Source organism: Stenotrophomonas sp. 115C5 (assembly GCF_056861055.1).
Window position 1 is genome coordinate 1 of the sequence record NZ_JBSPUQ010000005.1, and the last position, 15,613, is coordinate 15,613.

20 protein-coding genes are annotated in these 15,613 nt (G+C 67.0%); 11 read left to right on the forward strand and 9 right to left on the reverse strand.

Annotated elements, in window-relative coordinates:
- Window positions 1–261 precede the first annotated feature (261 nt).
- Window positions 262–1,200, forward strand: a complete 939-nt coding sequence (locus tag AC13FN_RS08225; protein WP_482995098.1) for an IS110 family transposase — start codon at window positions 262–264, stop codon at window positions 1,198–1,200.
- Window positions 1,201–1,235: 35 nt separating this feature from the next.
- Here AC13FN_RS08225 and AC13FN_RS08230 read toward each other — a convergent pair whose 3' ends face one another.
- On the reverse strand, window positions 1,236–1,484 hold the full coding sequence (locus AC13FN_RS08230; RefSeq protein ID WP_010484127.1) for a DUF3297 family protein: 249 nt from the start codon (window positions 1,482–1,484) through the stop codon (window positions 1,236–1,238).
- Between the two features lie 90 nt (window positions 1,485–1,574).
- On the opposite strand from AC13FN_RS08230, the gene AC13FN_RS08235 reads away from it, so the two are divergent.
- A complete protein-coding gene (locus AC13FN_RS08235) occupies window positions 1,575–2,117 on the forward strand; it encodes a DUF6630 family protein (RefSeq protein ID WP_010484126.1) in 543 nt (180 codons plus the stop codon).
- 107 nt (window positions 2,118–2,224) lie between these two features.
- Here AC13FN_RS08235 and AC13FN_RS08240 read toward each other — a convergent pair whose 3' ends face one another.
- The 5 genes from AC13FN_RS08240 to msrB all read right to left on the reverse strand — a co-directional run bounded on the left by AC13FN_RS08240 (window position 2,225) and on the right by msrB (window position 5,453).
- Complete coding sequence (locus AC13FN_RS08240) at window positions 2,225–2,500, reverse strand: DUF4031 domain-containing protein (RefSeq protein WP_010484125.1); 276 nt, start codon at window positions 2,498–2,500, stop codon at window positions 2,225–2,227.
- Window positions 2,501–2,513: 13 nt separating this feature from the next.
- Entirely contained in the window at window positions 2,514–3,002 is a 489-nt protein-coding gene (locus AC13FN_RS08245; protein WP_010484124.1) for a hypothetical protein, read from the reverse strand.
- 95 nt (window positions 3,003–3,097) lie between these two features.
- Window positions 3,098–4,036: a flagellar motor protein MotB gene (gene motB / locus AC13FN_RS08250; protein WP_049435168.1), complete on the reverse strand. Its 939-nt coding sequence runs from the start codon at window positions 4,034–4,036 to the stop codon at window positions 3,098–3,100.
- 3 nt (window positions 4,037–4,039) lie between these two features.
- Window positions 4,040–4,894 carry a flagellar motor stator protein MotA gene (gene motA, locus AC13FN_RS08255; protein WP_053442467.1) on the reverse strand — a complete coding sequence of 285 codons (855 nt, stop codon included), beginning with the start codon at window positions 4,892–4,894 and terminating at the stop codon, window positions 4,040–4,042.
- A gap of 91 nt (window positions 4,895–4,985) precedes the next feature.
- Window positions 4,986–5,453: a peptide-methionine (R)-S-oxide reductase MsrB gene (gene msrB, locus AC13FN_RS08260; protein WP_010484122.1), complete on the reverse strand. Its 468-nt coding sequence runs from the start codon at window positions 5,451–5,453 to the stop codon at window positions 4,986–4,988.
- A gap of 140 nt (window positions 5,454–5,593) precedes the next feature.
- Here msrB and AC13FN_RS08265 point away from each other — a divergent pair, with 140 nt between their 5' ends.
- On the forward strand, window positions 5,594–5,971 hold the full coding sequence (locus tag AC13FN_RS08265; protein WP_049435167.1) for a hypothetical protein: 378 nt from the start codon (window positions 5,594–5,596) through the stop codon (window positions 5,969–5,971).
- A 145-nt stretch (window positions 5,972–6,116) separates the two neighbouring features.
- Window positions 6,117–6,302, forward strand: a complete 186-nt coding sequence (locus tag AC13FN_RS08270) for a hypothetical protein (RefSeq protein WP_049424811.1) — start codon at window positions 6,117–6,119, stop codon at window positions 6,300–6,302.
- A 55-nt stretch (window positions 6,303–6,357) separates the two neighbouring features.
- Here AC13FN_RS08270 and AC13FN_RS08275 read toward each other — a convergent pair whose 3' ends face one another.
- Entirely contained in the window at window positions 6,358–6,837 is a 480-nt protein-coding gene (locus tag AC13FN_RS08275; RefSeq protein WP_005407919.1) for a winged helix-turn-helix transcriptional regulator, read from the reverse strand.
- Between the two features lie 149 nt (window positions 6,838–6,986).
- Here AC13FN_RS08275 and AC13FN_RS08280 point away from each other — a divergent pair, with 149 nt between their 5' ends.
- Entirely contained in the window at window positions 6,987–8,291 is a 1,305-nt protein-coding gene (locus tag AC13FN_RS08280) for a D-amino acid dehydrogenase (protein WP_032128742.1), read from the forward strand.
- Window positions 8,270–9,337, forward strand: a complete 1,068-nt coding sequence (gene alr, locus AC13FN_RS08285) for an alanine racemase (RefSeq protein ID WP_019337993.1) — start codon at window positions 8,270–8,272, stop codon at window positions 9,335–9,337. Before AC13FN_RS08280 ends, alr begins: the two co-directional genes overlap by 22 nt.
- A 139-nt stretch (window positions 9,338–9,476) precedes the next feature.
- On the opposite strand, the gene AC13FN_RS08290 is transcribed toward alr, so the two are convergent.
- Window positions 9,477–10,040, reverse strand: coding sequence for a DUF3016 domain-containing protein (locus AC13FN_RS08290; protein ID WP_010484117.1), 564 nt, complete (start codon window positions 10,038–10,040; stop codon window positions 9,477–9,479).
- A gap of 245 nt (window positions 10,041–10,285) precedes the next feature.
- Here AC13FN_RS08290 and AC13FN_RS08295 point away from each other — a divergent pair, with 245 nt between their 5' ends.
- Together AC13FN_RS08295 and AC13FN_RS08300 are read left to right on the forward strand one after the other, a co-directional pair.
- Window positions 10,286–12,274 (forward strand): hybrid sensor histidine kinase/response regulator, encoded by a 1,989-nt coding sequence (locus tag AC13FN_RS08295; protein ID WP_126559672.1) that lies wholly within the window; start codon window positions 10,286–10,288, stop codon window positions 12,272–12,274.
- 43 nt (window positions 12,275–12,317) lie between these two features.
- Entirely contained in the window at window positions 12,318–12,611 is a 294-nt protein-coding gene (locus AC13FN_RS08300; RefSeq protein ID WP_010484115.1) for a DUF3247 family protein, read from the forward strand.
- 70 nt (window positions 12,612–12,681) lie between these two features.
- Here the strand turns inward: AC13FN_RS08300 and AC13FN_RS08305 are convergent, their stop codons facing one another.
- The gene (locus AC13FN_RS08305; RefSeq protein WP_005407925.1) at window positions 12,682–12,945 is read right to left on the reverse strand and encodes a hypothetical protein; all 264 of its coding nucleotides are present in this window, start codon (window positions 12,943–12,945) and stop codon (window positions 12,682–12,684) included.
- A gap of 157 nt (window positions 12,946–13,102) precedes the next feature.
- Between AC13FN_RS08305 and AC13FN_RS08310 the strand changes: the two genes are divergently transcribed.
- Genes AC13FN_RS08310 through AC13FN_RS08320 form a run of 3 tightly spaced genes read left to right on the forward strand, consistent with a single transcriptional unit; the run spans window position 13,103 to window position 15,545 of the window.
- Window positions 13,103–14,167 (forward strand): class I SAM-dependent methyltransferase, encoded by a 1,065-nt coding sequence (locus tag AC13FN_RS08310; RefSeq protein ID WP_010484114.1) that lies wholly within the window; start codon window positions 13,103–13,105, stop codon window positions 14,165–14,167.
- The gene (locus AC13FN_RS08315; RefSeq protein WP_005407927.1) at window positions 14,164–14,865 is read left to right on the forward strand and encodes a pseudouridine synthase; all 702 of its coding nucleotides are present in this window, start codon (window positions 14,164–14,166) and stop codon (window positions 14,863–14,865) included. Before AC13FN_RS08310 ends, AC13FN_RS08315 begins: the two co-directional genes overlap by 4 nt.
- A complete protein-coding gene (locus AC13FN_RS08320) occupies window positions 14,862–15,545 on the forward strand; it encodes an HAD family hydrolase (protein ID WP_049435161.1) in 684 nt (227 codons plus the stop codon). Before AC13FN_RS08315 ends, AC13FN_RS08320 begins: the two co-directional genes overlap by 4 nt.
- Window positions 15,546–15,613: the final 68 nt, after the last annotated feature.

The window sequence follows — 15,613 nt, forward strand, 5'->3', positions numbered from 1 at the left end:
GTCGAGCATGGCTTGTATGTTCCTCCCGGCTCCTACGCTGTATGTAGGAGCCAGGGTGGAGGGACCGTCAAGCATGCATCTGCGGATACCAGCCGACAGACGAGTCGAGCGATCCCCATCCCGCACACGAACGTCGATAAAGGATCGTACGGCCCCCAAAGGGGATCGTCGATGTAGGCAAGCTAACGTCGGTGCGGTACCACCCCAGCCCTTTAAAGATAGCTGGGAGCCGTACAAATGTCTGATTCTCTCGATATTGGCGTGGACGTGGACTCCAAGGAGTTCGTGCCGGCGGTGGCCGACCGCAAGGCCGGTGACAGGGTCGCCAACACCCGGGCCGGGATAGCCAAGTGGCTCAAAACCTTGCCCCAGCGATGCCGGATTGGCATGGAAGCGACGGGACGGTACTACGAGTTGTTGGCTCGGATGGCTGGCCAGGCGGGCCACGTTGTCTATGTAATCGATCCACGGCTGATCAAGAACTACGCTCGGGCGACGGGCTCGCGCGGCAAGACAGATGCCATGGATGCCCAAGCGATCGCCCGCTATGTGAAGAAGGAGAGCGACCGCCTGCGTGAATACGTACCGCGTACTGACGAGCAGCAGCAGATGCACGATTTGCTGCGCAAGCGGCGAGCGCTGGTGGAGACGCGCGCGCGCTTGGAGCAATCCTTCGGGGTAAGCAAAAGTGACCCTGGGGAGCTGTCTGATCTGTTCTGCGCTCTGGCTGGGACGCTGTCCGAGCTGGAAAGCGAACTGCAGCGCTTGGGCCGCGATGGAGAGCATGGCGCGCTCTACAAGCGCCTGCTGACCATCCCGGGTATCGGCCCTGCCGTCGCGTCCCACCTGATTTACTACATGACGCGCTGGCCGTTGGCCAACGCCAACGCATGGATTGCCTGCACCGGCCTGGATCCCCGGCCCAACGAGTCTGGCGGCAGAACTGGACGACGTCGGCTGTCCAAACAGGGCGCACCGATGCTGCGCCAGATGCTCTACATGGCTGCAATGGGGCTCAAGCGGTGTCGCCGGGGGCAACCGCTCTACGACGAGCTGTCAAAACGCGGTCACCCCAGCACCGCCGTCTTCAACATTCTGGCAAGGAAGCTGGCCAGGATCGCCTGGGGCGTGTTCAAAAGCGGCCGAGACTTCGATCCGGCCATGCTGAAGGTCGGTCAAGCCTGCTTCCAGCAGGCTTGACCACGAACATAGGATCTCGACTCTACAAAAGCCGGTTACTCCGGCTTCGTGTCCAGGAAATACGCCTCGACCTTGCCCTTGACCTTGATGGTCATCGGGTTGCCGCGGCGGTCGCGGGCCTTGCCGGCCTGCACGCGGATCCAGCCTTCGCTGACCGAGTATTCCTCGACGTTGTCGCGCTCGACGTCGTTGAAACGCACGCCGACGCCGCGCTCCAGCGCCTGCGCATCGTGGAAGGGGCTGGCCGGGTTGATCGCCAGGTGGTCGGGAGGGGTATCGCTCATCGCTTCATTCACAGTGACGGCCACCAAGGCCGGCTTCAGCGGCACAGGATAAACCGTAGAATGCCGGCCTGCCCCAGAGGAAGTTCCGCCATGCCCGACAACAGCGACTATTTCGACTTCGAGGAAGACATCCACGACTTCGACGAAGACGGCTTCGAGGCCCGGGTCTGGAACCTGCTGGTGCTGATCAACCCGGGCGACGAAGAGCTGGCCCTGCAGCAGTTCAACCGCTGGCGCGAGCACCTGGCCGAGGACGGGCAGCCGCTGGAGGCAGACAGTGACTGGCTGCCGGCCCTGTTCACGGCCATCGCCTGGCAGTCCGGTTTCGAGGTGGAACGTGATGATCTGGATTCGCTGCAGTCGGCGGTGAACGAGCTGTCTGCGCGCTTCAACCTGCAGCTGGACTGGGGTGGCGACCTGGACGACGAGGATTTCGCCGAAGACCTGGACGGCGTGCAGCTGATGTCCACCGCCTTCGACCGCCTGCGCGAGCACAACTACACGCTGTGGAGCGTGGATGCCGGCAGCGACGGCTTCACCGGTGTGATGGCGCTGACCCGCGACGACGACGCGATGCTGGCGCTGTGCTCGCTGCTGAACGTGGAAATCCGCCTGGGCAGCGACCCGTTCTGAACGGGCCGGCAGCGCTGCGCATGTAGAGCCGAGCCCGCGCTCGGCTGCAGTCCGCGTAGAGCAGCCGAGCATGGGCTCGGCTCTACAGGAGGCAAACGGCAGCGCGCCTACGGCCGGTACTGCGCCCTGGCGTTGGCAATCACCGCTTTGACCAGGTCACGGTCGGCGTGCCGGGAAATTGCCCGCGCACCGAGCGCGATGGCCTGCGCGCGCAGCTCGGAAGTGACATCGTAGTGGGCACCGCTGGCCTTGTTCTGGAAGGCCCGCGGGGGAATGCCGAGCTGCGCCGCCATCGCGTGCAGCTCGGCCAGGGTGTCGGCCATCAGGTGCGCCCAGCGCTGTCCGCGCCAGGGATGCACCGCGTCATCGACGTAGACCGTCACCGCCGCGGCCGGTTCAGGCCTGCGGCTTGCTGTCGCTGTCAGCGGCCGGGGTGGCCTCGGCAGCAGCTTCAACCACTTCGCCTTCGGCGGCCTCGGCGGCTTCTTCGCCTTCTTCGGCTTCCACGGTCTCGAACTCGGCGACCAGCTTGTCCAGGTACTCGTCTGCGGTCTGCTCGGATTCGGCTGCCAGGGTGTCCAGCAGCTTCTGCAGCAGCTCGGAGTACTCCAGGTTGACCTTGCGGCCTTCCTTTTCCTGCACGTTGGACAGGTGCTTGAGCATGGCCAGCATCGGCACCGGGTTTTCGGCGTTGCCCATGGTCTGGCCGCCGATGGCCAGCAGCCATTCACGGCCCTGCAGGCCGATGGCCGCGACCACCTGGCCGTCTTCGTTGGTCAGCACGGCATGGTTCTGCACCTGCTGCTGGGCGTTCAGGCGCAGGAACGGACGCTTGGCCTGCTGCTTCTTGCGCTTGTCGCGCTTGGCCTTGGAGTTCTGGGACATGGGGTGGGGTCACCTGGAAACGGAAAGACCGCCATTGTAGCGGGTGCGCCGGGTGATGCCCTTGGTGGGTGCGGACCAAGGTCCGCACCTACCGTTTACTTTGCCGGCCCCTGCGCGGCCTGCACATCCGGGTCGGCGGTCGGCGCCGACAGCCCCACCTGCGGGCCGGCACCGGCCAGGGCGGCCGCTTCGGCAGCCTGGGTCATCACCACGATGCTGATGCGGCGGTTGATCGGGTTCTGCGGGTCGGCCTTGTCGAACAGTACCGAGGAGGACAGGCCGACCACGCGGGTGATCTTGCTGTCGTCCAGGCCACCATCGATCAGCGCGCGGCGTGCGGCATTGGCACGGTCTGCGCTCAGTTCCCAGTTGCCGTAGCCGCGTGCGGCGGAATAGGCGGTGATGTCGGTGTGGCCGGTCAGGCTGATCCGGTTCGGCACGTGGTTCAGGTAGTTCGCCAGCTCGTGCAGGATCTGCTGCGTATAGGGCTTCAGCGTGGCGCTGCCGAGATCGAACATCGGCCGGTTCTGCTTGTCCACGATCTGGATGCGCAGGCCTTCCGGGGTCAGGTCCAGCAGCAGCTGGTCCTTGAACGGCTCCAGTGCCTGGCTCTTGCTGATTGCTTCCTGCAGTTCCTTCATCAGTGCTTCCAGCTGCTGCTTGTCGCGCTGCTGCTGGTCCACCGGCTGTGGCACCGCTTCCTTCTGGTTCTGGAAGGGATCGTTGCTGCTGCCCCGGGAGATGTCGGTGGCACCGCCCAGCTTGATCATCGAGGTGCTGGCGCCGCCCGGGCCGGCCATGCCGGGGGCCGGCGTGGCGTTCTGCCCGCTCAGCGGGCTGGGGTTGCGGAAATACTCGGATATGGCTGCACGGTCGTTCTTGTTGGTGGTGGCCATCAGCCACAACACCAGGAAGAACGCCATCATCGCGGTCACGAAGTCGGCATAGGCCACCTTCCACGAACCGCCATGATGGGCGGCGTGGCCGGCCTTCTTGACCCGGCGGACGATGACAGTGGGCTTGGTCTCGGCCATGGCTTACTTGACCGTCTTCAGGTGCTGCTCGAAATCGGAGAAGGCGGGGCGCACGTTCGACGGCAGCGTCTTGCGGGCGAATTCCAGCGCGATCTTCGGGTTGTAGCCGCGCAGGCAGGCCAGCAGGGCGGTCTTGACCGATTCGTAGATGCGGCTGTCCTGCTCGGCGCGGGCCTCCATCGCGGCTGCCATCGGGCCCACGAAACCGTAGCCCAGCAGGATGCCGAGGAAGGTGCCGACCAGCGCACCGGCGACGTGGCCACCGACCTCGACGATGTCGCCACCGATCGAGCCCATGGTGATGACGATGCCCAGCACCGCCGCCACGATGCCGAAACCGGGCAATCCGTCGGCGACCTTGGTCAGCACCTGCGACGGCGCCATGGCTTCGGCGTGGTGCTTTTCCAGCTCCAGTTCCAGCAGCGGTTCCAGCTCGTGCGGCTCGATGTTGCTGCCGATCATCAGGCGCAGGCAGTCGGTGATGAAGTCGATCAGGTGGTGGTCGGCCTGCACCTTGGGGTAGTTGCCGAACAGCGCGCTCTCGGCCGGCCGCTCGACATGGTCTTCCAGCGCCATGAAGCCTTCGCGGCGGGCTTTGTTGAGCAGTTCATAGAGCAGGCTGAGGACGTCGATGTAGTCCTGCTGCTTGTAGCGCGGGCCCTTGAACACGCCGGCCATGGCCTGCAGGGTCTGCTTGACCGTCTTGGCCGGGGTACCGACCAGGAAGGCACCGAGTGCGGCGCCGCCGATGATGACCAGCTCGTAGGGCTGCCAGAGGGCACCCAGGCGGCCGTGGGCACCGAGATAGCCCCCGATCACGCTGATGATGACGACCAGGAATCCAACGATGATGAGCATGGGGCGACGCAAGGAGAGGGGATATCTCCTTGTCGGCCCATCGCCCGGTTTTCTGAAGAGGGAATTCTGTGAAATCGGTCAGCGGGGTGTTTCAGCCCGCCACGCCACTTTCCGCGCCGCCACGCTGCAACGGGTCGGGCCAGGGCTCGCCATTGCCGGTGAACGAAAGTGAGACGGAGTTCAGGCAGTGGCGCTCGTAGGTGGGCGGCGGACCGTCCGGGAACACGTGGCCCAAGTGGCTGCCGCAGCGCGCGCAGGTGATCTCGGTGCGCACCATGCCGTGACTGGTATCGCGGATCTCGCGCACGTGCGCCGGGTCGAACGGGGCAAAGAAGCTGGGCCAGCCGGTGCCGGAATCGAACTTGGTGCTGGAGCGGAACAGCGGCAGTGCGCACAGACGACAGCAGTAGACGCCCTCGCGCTTGTTGTCGAGGAACACACCGCAGAACGGCGCCTCGGTGCCGTGCTGCAGCAGCACGCGGCGTTCTTCGCCACTGAGGCCGGCAACCAGCGCCTCGGTCTGGGTGGCGGTGGGGGGCGTCAGGTCGAAGGCGGTCATGGCGGCGCTCCGTGGGGTCGATGGCCTGGGGATGGCGGAAAACGTGGGGGTGCCGGCGCGCGCTTGCAAGTGTGATGGCCGTTCATGGGCGGCACACAGGTGCAGGCGCAAGGTGAATGCGATACACGCCGGAGCGTGACATGAAACCGAGCCTTCCCCTGCTGTTGATGGGCCTGCTGCCCCTGGTAGCGCAGGCCCAGGTACCTACATCGTCGAGCCCGACCGCCACCCGCAGTGCCACCACCGTGGCACCGCAACCGGTGGCACCTCCGCCACAGGCTGCCCGCCCGCAGCCGCAGGTACTGCCCTCGCCGCAGCCGGCGCAGCCGATCAAGTCCACCGGCCCCGCCCAGGTCGCGCCGGCGCCGGTACCGAAGCCGGCCGACAAGGTCTATGACCGCAATGGACGCATCGTGCCTGGCGTGCGCCCGGCCGGCCCGAACCGCGTGTTCGACTCGCGCACCGGCCGTTATTACGACAGCGTGCCGGCCGGTGATGGCCAGCAGATCAAGCGCTGACCTCGGGTGCCAAGCCAAGGTTGGCAGCTACTGCGCGTCGTGCGGGCTGAACGCACGAAAACAGACTTTTGGCGATCACCGCTTTTTCGCCTGCGATTAACCGTTCCGGGACCACCGTGGCCCTGCGCCGGCATTCCGCCGCCGCATGTCCTTTGTCCACTGGATCGCGATCATGAAAAACCAGCAGAACCGTCATCCCGGCAAGGAACCGCAGGGTCGTAACCCGCAGCAGCAACAGCAGCAACAGCAGCAACAGATGGACCCACAGCAGCCGCACAAGGGCGGCAAGCAGCAGGAACAGCGCTCGCAGAAGCATCCGCAGCAGCGCTGAGGGACTCCGGGGTCGGACCCCGCACAGCGGGCTCTGACCCCATCCTGCGAGCGCCTCAATCCGGAATCGGCAGGCTCAGCGTTTCCTTCACTTCTTCCATCACGATGTAGCTCTTCGACTCACGTACATGCGGCAGTGTCAGCAACGTGCTGCCGAGCAGCTTGCGGTAGGAGGCCATTTCGCTGATCCGCGCCTTCAGCAGGTAATCGAAGTCGCCCGATACCAGGTGGCACTCCAGCACGTTGGGCAGCTTCAGCGCCGCGCGCCGGAACTCCTCGAAGATGTCGCCGGACTTGTAGGCCAGGCTGATCTCCACGAACACCAGCAGGCTGGCCTTCACCGCGGCCGGGTCGAGGTGGGCGTGGTAGCCCGTGATCACCCCTTCGCGCTCGAGCCGGCGTACGCGCTCGGTGCACGGGGTGGTCGACAGGCCGACCCGCTCGCCCAGTTCGGTGAAGGAGATACGGCCCTCGGCCTGCAGGATGCGCAGGATCTTGCGGTCGATCTTGTCCAGTTCGCGGGTACGGGTGGCCATGGCCGTCAACCTTGGGGAATGAATTGCAGGAGAACATCCTGCCGGTTGATTTCAAAACAGGCAAATCAACTGGGAATGGCTGTCTATACTTCCCCAATTATGGTCCCGGCACGCTCCAGTGCAGGGAATGATCGGGTTGGAGAAGTCCCATGCGAGTCCTAGTTCTCGGCAGCGGCGTGATCGGCACCACCAGTGCCTGGTACCTGCGACAGGCCGGGTTTGAAGTCACGGTCATCGACCGTCAGCCCGGCCCGGCGCTGGAAACCAGCTTCGCCAATGCCGGCCAGCTGTCGTTCGGCTACACCTCGCCGTGGGCGGCCCCGGGCGTGCCGAAGAAGGCCATCGGCTGGCTGTTCGAGAAGCACGCGCCGCTGGCGATCAAGCCGGGCATGGACCTGGCCCAGTACCGTTGGCTGTGGCAGATGCTGCGCAACTGCACCCATGAGCGCTACGCGATCAACAAGGCGCGCATGGTGCGCATGTCCGAGTACAGCCGCGACTGCCTGAACGAGCTGCGTGCGCAGATCGGCATCGAATTCGAAGGCCGCGACCTGGGCACCACCCAGCTGTTCCGTACCCAGCAGCAGCTGGATGCCTCGGCGCAGGACATCGAGATCCTGGCCCAGTACGGCGTGCCGTACGAGGTGCTGGACCGCGCCGGCATCATCCAGGCCGAACCGGCCCTGGCCCACGTCGATGGCCTGGTCGGCGCGCTGCGCCTGCCGCGTGACCAGACCGGCGACTGCCAGCTGTTCACCCGCCGCCTGGCGCAGATGTGCGTGGATGCCGGTGTCGAGTTCCGCTTCGACCAGGACATCACCGGCCTGGAGTTCGATGGCGACCGCATCACCGGCGTGCGCATCGACGGCAAGCTGGAAACCGCCGACCGCTTCGTGGTCGCGCTCGGCAGCTATTCGCCGGCGCTGGTCGCATCGCTGGGCATGCGCCTGCCGGTGTACCCGCTGAAGGGCTACTCACTGACCCTGCCGATCACCGACCCGGCGATGGCGCCGACCTCGACCATTCTCGACGAGAGCTACAAGGTGGCGGTGACCCGCTTCGACGACCGTATCCGCGTCGGTGGCATGGCCGAAGTGGCCGGCTTCGACCTGTCGCTGTCGCAGCGCCGCCGCGAAACCCTGGAGCTGGTGGTCAGCGATCTCTACCCGAAGGGCGGCGACCTGTCGCGTGCGCAGTTCTGGACCGGCCTGCGCCCGGCCACGCCGGACGGTACGCCGGTGATCGGCGCCACGCCGTTCCGCAACCTGTACCTCAACACCGGCCACGGCACGCTGGGCTGGACCATGGCCTGCGGCTCGGGTCGCTACCTGGCCGACCTGATGAGCGCGCGCCAGCCGCAGATCAGCACCGAAGGCCTGGATATTTTCCGCTACGGCCAGTACGGTCACGCGCCGCAACAAGAGAACCGCACATGCGTCCTGCCCGCGCGCTGATCGATCTGGGCGCCCTGCGCAGCAACTACCGGCTCGCCCGTGAACTGGGCGGTGGCAAGGCCCTGGCGATCATCAAGGCCGATGCCTATGGGCATGGCGCGGTGCGCTGTGCGCAGGCGCTGGAAGACGAGGCCGATGGCTTCGGCGTGGCTACCATCGAAGAGGCACTGGAGCTGCGCCAGGCCGGCATCCGTGCGCCAATCCTGCTGCTGGAAGGCATCTTCGAGCCCAGCGACATGGCGCTGGTGGCCGAGCATGACTTCTGGTTCGCTGTCGGTTCGCCGTGGCAACTGGAGGCCGTTGCTGCCTTCGACAGCCCGCGCCCGTTGACGGTGTGGCTGAAGCTGGACAGTGGCATGCATCGCCTCGGCCTGGACGTGGACAGCTTCCGTGCCGCGCATGCACGCCTGTCGGCGCTGCCGCAGGTCGAGCGCATCGTGCTGATGACCCACCTGGCGCGCGCCGATGAGCTGGACAGCGAACGCACCCACGAACAGGCCGCGACCTTCGCGCGGGCCATCGACGGCCTGGGTGGCGAGACCAGCGTGTGCAACTCGCCGGCGCTGCTGGGCTGGCCGGATGTACGCAGCGACTGGGTGCGCCCGGGCCTGATGCTGTACGGCGCCAATCCGCTGCCGGACAACACGGCACTGACCGAGCGCCTGCGCCCGGTGATGACGATGCAGTCGAAGGTGATCGCCGAGCGCTGGATCGAGGCGGGTGAGCCGGTGGGCTATGGCGCACGCTTCGTGGCCAAGGCGCGCACCCGCGTGGGTGTGGTCGCGCTCGGCTATGCCGACGGTTATCCGCAGTTCGCCCCGAATGGCACCCCGGTGCTGATCGACGGCCAGCCCGGTGCGCTGATCGGGCGCGTGTCGATGGACATGCTGACGGTGGACCTGACCGCACATGCGCAGGCCGGCATCGGCAGCGTGGTGGAACTGTGGGGCAGCGCACCGACGCTGTCCGAACTGGCGCCGCGTTGCGGCGTGAGCGCGTACCAGCTGCCGTGCGCGGTCAAGCGCGTGGCCAAGGTATACGTGTAGAGCCGAGCCCACGCTCGGCTTCGGTAGCGGCCGACCTTGGTCGGCGCCGTCTAATGCGTGTCGACCAAGGTCGACACCTACCGGTGGGTCGCGTTGCCAGGCATTGCCGCGGCAGCCCGGTGGGGCGCGTCGCCCGGCATTACCGCGCGGCGGTGGCCTGGCTGGCCAGCTGGCGCTTCACCCAGTCGTCGATCAGGCGCTTCTCGTAGCGCAGCGGATCACTGTCGCTCTTCAGCCCCAGGTTGTGCAGGTAGCCGGTATCGCTGAGGCGCGCATCGCCCTCGCTGACGATACGGCCGCTGGCGTCCTTCAACGTGTACTGCAGGCTGATCCGCGGCGGGTAGATGTCGCGCATGATCCGGATGTCGCGGCCACGCGGGCCGTGCCACGGCTCGTAGTCACCGGCACGCTTGATGTCCACCAGGGTCACATCGAGGGTCTGCCCAGGCTGCAGCGGCTTGGCAGCGGTGGTCTGCAGGTAGCGGGCCAGCTGCTGCACCCAGTCACCGCGTTCGGCCTCGAAGCGGTTGGTGCTCTGGCGGATCTCGGTGAATTTGGCCGGATCCTCCCATTTCACGCTGACCGGGCCATCGGCCTGCAACGCGCGTGGCGCGTCCGCATCGGTCACGGTGCGCGGTGCAGCGTTGGCGCCGCCCGCCACCAGGGCGCCTGCCAGCAGCGCAATCGCGAGTGAGCGTTTCATGACGGTCTCCTGCGTCCCCGCGCTGGGGACGATGTTGATCACAGATCGAGTGTGATCCTGTGGCCGGGCCACCGCAATGGCCGATTGCGTCGTGCGCAAGGGTGGTTGCCGCCAATTCATCGACGTCAACCATGACTGACGGCGCTTGACGCTGTGAATACGCGCTTTGGAAGATGCTGTGCTTCCAATCCGGCCTGCACAGACGCCCCTTGTCCACACTGCCGCCCCTCGTGGAGCGCCCACCGATGATGGTGCCAGCGCCCGAACCCGACCTGCATCATGGCGTGCTTGAGCGCATCAACGCCGGTTTCTGCGTGATCCAGGTGCTGTTCGAGGGCGATCGCGCGGTGGACTACCGTTTCATCGAGGTCAATGATGCGTTCGAGCGCCACACCGGCCTGAAGGACGCACGTGGCCAGCGCATGACGGCGCTGGAACCGGGCCACGAGCAGGACTGGTTCCGCATCTACGGCGAGGTCGCGCGCAGTGGCCGCCCCGCCCAGTTTGAGATGGAAGCGCGTGCGCTGGGCCGCTCGTTCGCGGTTGATGCGGTGCGCGTGGGCCGTCCGGGCGAAGACAAGGTCGGCATCCTGTTCTTCGACATCACCGCACGCAAGCAGATGGAAGTGGAGCTGGGCGAAAGCGAAGCCCGCTTCAGCGCACTGGCCGACGGCCTGCCGATGCCGGTGTGGGTGCTGGACGAGCGCGGCCATGCCCGTTTCGTCAACAGCGCTTTCAGTGAGTTCTTCGGCGGTGACGAAACCCGCGTACCGGAAGATGTCTGGCGTGGCCTGGTGCATCCGGACGATGCATCGGTGTTCGAGTACGAGCTGCAGGAAGCACTGAAGGCGCAGCGGTCGATGCATGCGCTGGTGCGGGCCCGACGCGCCGATGGCGAGTGGCGTTGGCTGGAGATGAACGCACGCCCGCGCTTCTCGCGGATGGGCCGCTTCATCGGCCTGGCCGGCAGCAGCCCGGACGTGACCGAACGCCGCGAGATCGAACTGGCCCGCGAGGAGCTGCTGCAGTCCGAGCGTGCCGCGCGCAGTGCCGCAGAGAACATGGCGCGGTTGAAGGACGAATTCCTGGCCACGCTGTCGCACGAGCTGCGCACGCCGCTGACCACCATCCTCGGTTGGAGCGAGCTGCTGCTGCAGCGCGTGGACAACACCAGCCCGCTGTACAAGGGCCTGAATGTGATCGCCAACAGCGCCGGCGCGCAGAAGCGGCTGATCTCGGACATGCTCGACCTCAGCAGCATGCTGCTGGGCAAGGTGCAGCTGGAGGTGGAGATACTGGACCTGCGCGACCTGCTGGGCGAAGCCATCGGCGCGCAGGAGCTGGTTGCCGAAGGCAAGGCGCTGGACGTGAGCTTGCTGCTGCCGGAGCAGCCCAGCCTTGTGCTGGGCGATGCCACCCGCCTGCAGCAGGTGTTGTGGAACCTGCTGTCGAATGCGATCAAGTTCACCCCGGCCGAAGGCCGCATCGAGCTGCGGCTGCAGGCCGATGGCAACCACTGGGTGATCACCGTGCGTGACACCGGCGACGGCATCGCGCCCGAATTCCTCAATCATCTGTTCAGCCGCTTCCGTCAGGCCGATGGCACCACCACGCGCCGTCATGGCGGCCTTGGCCTGGGCCTGGCGATCGTGCAGCAACTGGTCGAGCTGCATGGCGGTACCGTCACCGCTGCCAGCGAAGGCCATGGCCACGGCGCCACCTTCACCGTGCGCCTGCCGCAGCACATTCCCGATGCCGAGCGGCGCCCGCTGCGCGAAGTGATCAGCGGGCCGATCCTGGAGCCAGTGATCGTCGAACCGTACCCGCTGCGCGGCATGCACGTGCTGGCGGTGGAAGACCAGCCGGAAGTGCTGGAGTACCTGCGGCGCATGCTGGAAGAGCAGGGCGCGAGCGTGTCGGCCGCCAGCTCGGCCGGTGAAGCGCTGGCGCTGCTGGCCGATACCGGGCACCTGCAGTACCACGTGATGCTGACCGACATCGGCATGCCGGGCATGGATGGCTATGGCCTGGTGCGCACGCTGCGCGAGGACATGGGCGTGGATGCGATGACCCTGCCGGCGGTTGCCGTGACCGCGCTGGCACGTGCCGACGACCGGCGCCGAGCGCTGGCGTCAGGCTTCCAGGAACATGTCGCCAAGCCGTACTCGGTGGCACAGCTGGTGGCTGCGGTACGCAAGGTGCAGGTGCCACGCGCGGACAGCGCGCTGCACTGAGCATTCACGGCCGATCGGCGACCCTGCACGCAGGAGGTCGCCGATGTCCCGTATAGCTCCCCGCATCCATACCGATCCGGCGCAGATCGCGCGCCTGGAAGCCCTGTTGCCGCAGCTGGAAGGCGAAACGCAGGTGCAATTGACCCTGCACGATGGTCGCCGCCTGCTCGGCACCGTGGCGGTGAAACCGACCGTGCAGCAGTACCGCAACGACGCCGGCGACGAAGGCAGCAACGGCCAGCTGCGCCTGGATGACTACGACACGCCGGTGCAGCAGCACCATGTGTGGCTGGATGAGATCGCCAGCGTCAACCGTCTGCCACCCAGGGCGCCCTGATCGGATGTAGAGCCGAGCCCACGCTCGGCTGCGCCGTCGCCCGAGCGTGGGCTCGGGCGCTACCGGTGCGTCAATGCTCGAACAACGTCGGCGTCGCCTCGAACCGCCGTGCATAGGCGCGTTCTTCCGCCACCCGGGCCACCTCGTCATCGGCCAGGTCCGGCGCGCCGTACACCGCATAGGCCACGCTGCCGTCGGCGCCATGACCGACCTGGTGCAGCCGGTAGCGCGAGTGGCCGCCGCCGGTGTCCTCGGGGTAATGCACGGGCGGATGGCTGCCTTCCAGGTCCATTTCACTGTTGTCGACCACGCCACCGACGAACAAGGCTCGCATGCAGGTTCTCCTGGGTTTCCGGGGGAGCCTCTACCCTGAACGTTTCAATGTTGCTGGCAGATCAAGGCCCCGTTCGGGTTTCGCAAAGCGGCATACCGGGGCCGGCCCGGCCAAGCCGGTACAATGGACGGCCCTCACGCTTGAAGTACCCGCGCCGATGGCCTCCAGCGACGACGCCCCCCTTCAGACCCTGTTCCTGCCGTTCTCCCAAGGCGCCCTGCGCTGGCCGGAGGGCCCGGTGGCCTTCCTGCGTGCCCGCGACGGCTGGCCGCTGCGTGAAGCGGCCGGCAGCCGCGAGGTGCACTGCGAGCAGAGCTTCGCCCCGTTCGCGCAGCCGCTGCAGCAGGCCGCCGGCTGGACCGTCAGCGGCCAGCTGGATGATGTGGCCGGCAAGGGCCGCTACCCGCTGGTGCTGGTGCTGCCGCCGCGCCAGCGTGAAGAGGCCCGCGCGCTGTTCGCCCGCGCGCTGGCGCTGGTCGCCGACGGCGGCCGCATCGTTGCCTGCCAGTCCAACAACGAAGGTGCGCGCTCGGGCGAGGGCGACCTCAAGCAACTGACCGGCCTCGGCGGCAGCCTGACCAAGAACCACTGCCGCGTGTACTGGACCGCCCCGATGCAGGGCCAGCACGACGCCGACCTGGCCAAGCGCTGGTCGGCACTGGATGCGGTGCGGCCGATCGTCGGCGGCCGTTTCCTCAGCCGCCCGGGCGTGTTCGCCTGGGACCGCATCGATCCGGCCTCGGCGCTGTTGGCCGAGCACCTGCCGGCCGACCTGGCCGGCCGCGCCGCCGACCTCGGTGCCGGCTACGGCTACCTGTCGCGCGAGCTGCTGGAGCGCTGCCCGAAGATCACCGCGCTGGACCTGTACGAAGCGGAGCAGCGCGCGTTGGCACTGGCCGAGCTGAACCTGGCACCGCCGCCGCGTCCGCTGCCGCTGCGCTTCCTGTGGCAGGACGTCACCGCCGGCATCGAGCCGGGCTACGACGTCATCATCAGCAATCCGCCGTTCCACACGCCCTCGCGCGCCGATCGCCCGGACATCGGCCAGCGCTTCATCGCCGTGGCCGCGCAGGCGCTGCGCCCGGGCGGACGCCTGTACGTGGTGGCCAACCGCCACCTGCCGTACGAGTACACGCTCAACGAGAGCTTTGGCGCAGTGCGCGTGATCGCCGAGCGTGATGGCTTCAAGCTGGTGGAAGCGGTGAAGGGGAAGGGCAAGTGAAGCTGGTCAAGCTCATCGCCAACCTGGGCTATGGCAGCCGCAAGCAGGTGCAGTGGATGTTCCGCGAAGGCCGCGTCACCGACGCCGACGGCGAGGTGCTGTATGCCGACGACCAGGTGCCGCACGAGGCGATCCGCGTCGACGGCGAGCCGCTGGACCCGCCGGTGGGCCTGTCGATCGCGCTGCACAAGCCGGCCGGCTACACCTGCTCGACCAAGGACACCGGCCGCCTGATCTACGACCTGCTGCCGCCGCGCTTCCGCGACCGCGATCCGGTGCTGTCCACGGTGGGCCGCCTCGACCGCGAGACCAGTGGCCTGCTGCTGCTGACCGACGACGGTGGCCTGCTGCACCGGATCATCTCGCCGAAGTCGAAGCTGCCGAAAGTCTATGAGGTCGAGTTGAGCGATGACCTGCGCGGCGACGAGGTGGCGCTGTTCGCCAGCGGTACGCTGATGCTGGAGTCCGAGAAGACGCCCCTGCTGCCGGCTGAATTGGAGGTGCTGGATGCGCGTCGCGCGCGCCTGGTGCTGCACGAAGGCCGCTACCATCAGGTACGCCGCATGTTCGCCGCCACCGGCAACCACGTGCAGGCCCTGCACCGCAGCCGCGTCGGCGGGCTGGACCTGCAGGGGCTGGACGAAGGGCAATGGCGGCAGCTCACTTCCACCGACCTGGATACGCTGTTCGCTCCATGACCACCATCGCTGCGCTGCCGTTCCTCCCCGACGCCGTCATCTTCGACATGGACGGCCTGATGATCGACAGCGAGCGGGTCTCGCTGGCCTGCTGGAGCGAGGCCGCCGACGAGTTCGGGCTGGGCCTGGACGAGGCGGTGTTCCTGCGCATGGTCGGCCTCGGTGACCGCGACACGTACGCACTGCTGCGCGCGCAGGGGATCGAGGACAGCGTGATCGACGCAGTGGCGGCACGTTGCCATGAGCTGTACGAAGCACGCACACAGACCGGTCTGCCGCTGCGGCCGGGCATCCTGGAGCTGCTGGAGCTGCTGAAGGCACATGCGATCCCGCGTGCGGTGGCAACCACCACGCGGCAGCCGCGGGCCAACCGCAAGCTGGCCGCTGCTGGCCTGCTGCCGTACTTCGATGCGGTGATCACCAGCGGCGACGTGGCGCGGCCGAAGCCGGCACCGGATATCTACCTGCTGGCCGCGCAGCGGCTGGGCCAGGCGCCGGAGCGTTGCTTGGCGCTGGAAGACTCACCGGCCGGTACGCGCGCGGCGCTGGCGGCCGGCATGACCGTGATCCAGGTGCCGGACCTGGTGCATCCTGATGAAGAGCTGCGCGCACTGGGCCACCGCATCGTAGGGTCGCTGGTGGACGCGCACGCATTGCTGGTGCCGTTGTTGCCGAGGTAACCGGTAGGTGCCGACCGTGGGTCGGCACGCCCCAATGCCCCCTGTGGGTGCCAACCTTGGTTGGCACT

Excerpts from the sequence above, each read along its gene's own strand:
- AC13FN_RS08290 (WP_010484117.1), bottom strand. The coding sequence starts at position 10,040 with ATGAAACGCTCACTCGCGATTGCGCTGCTGGCAGGCGCCCTGGTGGCG.
- AC13FN_RS08245 (WP_010484124.1), bottom strand. The coding sequence starts at position 3,002 with ATGTCCCAGAACTCCAAGGCCAAGCGCGACAAGCGCAAGAAGCAGCAG.
- AC13FN_RS08295 (WP_126559672.1), top strand. The coding sequence starts at position 10,286 with ATGATGGTGCCAGCGCCCGAACCCGACCTGCATCATGGCGTGCTTGAG.
- AC13FN_RS08230 (WP_010484127.1), bottom strand. The coding sequence starts at position 1,484 with ATGAGCGATACCCCTCCCGACCACCTGGCGATCAACCCGGCCAGCCCC.
- msrB (WP_010484122.1), bottom strand. The coding sequence starts at position 5,453 with ATGACCGCCTTCGACCTGACGCCCCCCACCGCCACCCAGACCGAGGCG.
- AC13FN_RS08320 (WP_049435161.1), top strand. The coding sequence starts at position 14,862 with ATGACCACCATCGCTGCGCTGCCGTTCCTCCCCGACGCCGTCATCTTC.
- AC13FN_RS08275 (WP_005407919.1), bottom strand. The coding sequence starts at position 6,837 with ATGGCCACCCGTACCCGCGAACTGGACAAGATCGACCGCAAGATCCTG.
- motA (WP_053442467.1), bottom strand. The coding sequence starts at position 4,894 with ATGCTCATCATCGTTGGATTCCTGGTCGTCATCATCAGCGTGATCGGG.
- AC13FN_RS08300 (WP_010484115.1), top strand. The coding sequence starts at position 12,318 with ATGTCCCGTATAGCTCCCCGCATCCATACCGATCCGGCGCAGATCGCG.
- AC13FN_RS08270 (WP_049424811.1), top strand. The coding sequence starts at position 6,117 with ATGTCCTTTGTCCACTGGATCGCGATCATGAAAAACCAGCAGAACCGT.
- motB (WP_049435168.1), bottom strand. The coding sequence starts at position 4,036 with ATGGCCGAGACCAAGCCCACTGTCATCGTCCGCCGGGTCAAGAAGGCC.
- AC13FN_RS08310 (WP_010484114.1), top strand. The coding sequence starts at position 13,103 with ATGGCCTCCAGCGACGACGCCCCCCTTCAGACCCTGTTCCTGCCGTTC.
- AC13FN_RS08265 (WP_049435167.1), top strand. The coding sequence starts at position 5,594 with ATGAAACCGAGCCTTCCCCTGCTGTTGATGGGCCTGCTGCCCCTGGTA.
- AC13FN_RS08305 (WP_005407925.1), bottom strand. The coding sequence starts at position 12,945 with ATGCGAGCCTTGTTCGTCGGTGGCGTGGTCGACAACAGTGAAATGGAC.
- AC13FN_RS08280 (WP_032128742.1), top strand. The coding sequence starts at position 6,987 with ATGCGAGTCCTAGTTCTCGGCAGCGGCGTGATCGGCACCACCAGTGCC.
- AC13FN_RS08235 (WP_010484126.1), top strand. The coding sequence starts at position 1,575 with ATGCCCGACAACAGCGACTATTTCGACTTCGAGGAAGACATCCACGAC.
- alr (WP_019337993.1), top strand. The coding sequence starts at position 8,270 with ATGCGTCCTGCCCGCGCGCTGATCGATCTGGGCGCCCTGCGCAGCAAC.